The sequence below is a fragment of the Streptomyces sp. WAC 04229 genome (assembly GCF_003947455.1).
Taxonomy (GTDB): domain Bacteria; phylum Actinomycetota; class Actinomycetes; order Streptomycetales; family Streptomycetaceae; genus Streptomyces.
The window spans coordinates 1-2,518 of sequence record NZ_QHJH01000366.1; the positions used below are offsets into that span (position 1 = coordinate 1).

Below are 2,518 nucleotides of genomic sequence, written 5' to 3' on the forward strand. Positions count from 1 at the left end.
GGCTTCCCCCCGTACGGGTGATGACGACCCCGCCACTTTACCCGCCCGGTCCGGCCACCCCTCGGCCCGCGCGCCCCGGGCGGGTAAAGTGGCGGCGTCGTCATCACCCGTACGGGGGGAAGCCGGTGCAATTCCGGCGCTGACCCGCAACCGTGAACCGCCCGCGCCCGCCCAGGGACCTCCGCGGACGGTCAGCCGGAATGCCCCGCGCGGACGTGACCGGCTCACGTGACCGGCGCCCGCCGGAGCACGGGCACCGTCGAGGCATACGGGGCCGAGCCGCCGGGGGTGCCCCGTGCTGCCCGGTCCCGCACAGGGAAAGGCACCCGCCGATCATGAACGTCCGCCGTCGAGGCGCCGCGGTCCTGGCCGCCGCAGCAGTGATCGGCGCCGCCGCCGCGCCCGCGGTCGCCGCCGACCCCTCACCGTCCGCCTCCGCGTCCAAGCCGGCGGCCCTGTTCGGCACCGGCGACCCCCAGTTCGACGGCGTCTGGCGCCAGTCCTTCGCGCTGCTCGCGCAGGACACCGCGGGCGTGATCCCGTCGCCGAAGGCCGTGGCGTGGCTCACCGGCCAGCAGTGCGCGAACGGCGCCTTCGCCCCGTACCGCGCCGACCCCGCCCAGGCGTGCGACGCCAAGACCATGGTCGACACCAACCAGACCGCCGCAGCGGTGCAGGCACTGTGGGCCGTCGGCGGACACGGTGCAGCCGTCGAGGACGCCCTCGGCTGGCTGAAGTCCGTGCAGAACAAGGACGGCGGCTGGGGCTACGCCCCCGGCGGACCCAGCGACGCGAACTCCACCTCCCTCGTCATCGGCGCCCTGACCGCCACGGACACCGATCCCACGAAGGTCACCAAGGGCGGCAAGTCCCCGTACGACGCCCTGCTGACGTTCGCCCTCCCCTGCGCCGAGGACGACGGCGCCTTCGCCTTCCAGCCCGACAAGGACGGCAAGCTGCTCCCCAACGCCGACGCCACGGCCGCCGGCGTCCTCGGCTCGCTCGGCAAGGGCCTGGTCACCGGGCCCGGCACGAAGGCGTCCGCCGCCACCTGCGCCGACGAGCCCGACCGTGCGCAGGCCGCCGCGAACGGCGCCGCGTACCTCGCGACCGCAGTCGAGAAGGACGGCCACCTCAAGTCCGCGCTCGGCGGCTCCCCCGACCAGCCCGACTACGGCAACACCGCCGACGCGGTCGTCGCGCTCGCCGCGCAGGGCGGCGCGGAGAAGGCGGCCGAGCCGCTGGCCTGGCTGGAGAAGAACGCCGCGAAGTGGGCGAAGGAGAGCGGCCCGTCCGCCTACGCCCAGCTGATCTTCGCCGCCCACGCCACGGGCACCGATCCGCGCGACTTCGGCGGCACGGACCTGGTGGAGGGGCTCAACGCGACGGGGCCGGCGCCCCAGGGAGCCAAGGCGAGCGACTCCGCCACGGCGAGCGACCAGGCCGCGGACGAGAAGGAGGACGACGACTCCGGCTTCGGCGTCTGGTGGTTCGTCGGCGTCTGCCTGGTCTTCGGCATCGGCATCGGCTTCCTGCTCAGCGGCCGCAACGGGAAGCGGCAGCCGTGACCCGCCGCGTCGTCCTCCTCTTCCTGGCCGCGTTCCTGCTGATCGGGAGCGCGGGCCAGGCGCAGGCCGCCGGGTACCGCTACTGGTCCTTCTGGGACCGCGACGGCGACCAGTGGGTCTACGCCACCCAGGGTCCGTCCCTCACCCGCCCCTCGGACGGCGACGTCCAGGGCTTCCGCTTCGCGGTGAGCGCGGACTCGGACGACGCGGCCCAGCCGCGCGGCGCCGCGGACTTCGCGTCGATCTGCGCGAGGACCCCGGCCGAGGACGGCAGCAAGCGGGTCGCCCTCGTCCTCGACTTCGGTACGGCGGCCGACGCGCCGTCCGGCGAGACCCCGCCGGCCCGGCGCACGGCCTGCGCGCGGGTCGCTCCGGACGCCACGACGGCCGACGCCCTGGCCGACGTCGCGGGCCCGCTCCGCTACAACACCAGCGCGCTGCTGTGCGCGATCGGCGGCTACCCGAAGTCGGGCTGCGGCGAGCAGGTGTCGCAGGAGGCCGACCCGACGGCCACCGGGTCCCCGGACCAGCAAGCCGCCCAGGACGACGGCACCGACGGCCCGTCCGTCGGCCTGATCGCGGGTATCGCGGTGGTGGCGGTCCTGGCCGGAGCGACAGCCTGGCAGGCGAGGCGGCGCAGGAATGCCGCCGACTGATCCCGGAGACACCGGCGCCACGGCGCGCGCGGGCAGCCGTCCCTCCCAGTCCTCGGGCAGTCGTGCCGCCGGCGCGGCGCCCGTCGCACGGAGAGGCGGCACCCCGCGAGCAAAGGCAAGCGCACCCACCCCCCGCCACCAGCGCACCGCTCCCCTCCACCTGTCTCCCATCTTCATTCGCCCCTCCCGACGCCGTACTCCGTGCAGCCATCGCTGGACGTTCCCTACTCATCAATCAAATACTCCAGAGCTCATCATCCTGTCTTTACGACCACTGTATGATCTCACGGTATT

At 74.3% G+C, this 2,518-nt stretch carries 2 protein-coding genes and 1 riboswitch; both genes read left to right on the forward strand.

Translation table 11 applies throughout. The features are described from left to right. Nucleotides 1-115: 115 nt before the first annotated feature. Nucleotides 116-206: riboswitch (cobalamin riboswitch) on the forward strand. Nucleotides 207-335: 129 nt separating this feature from the next. Further along, nucleotides 336-1,568, forward strand: coding sequence for a prenyltransferase/squalene oxidase repeat-containing protein (locus tag DMH12_RS38145; protein WP_125495824.1), 1,233 nt, complete (start codon nt 336-338; stop codon nt 1,566-1,568). Beyond that, nucleotides 1,565-2,224, forward strand: coding sequence for an SCO2322 family protein (locus DMH12_RS38150; protein ID WP_125495825.1), 660 nt, complete (start codon nt 1,565-1,567; stop codon nt 2,222-2,224). Before DMH12_RS38145 ends, DMH12_RS38150 begins: the two co-directional genes overlap by 4 nt. The last annotated feature ends 294 nt before the right edge of the window (nt 2,225-2,518 follow it).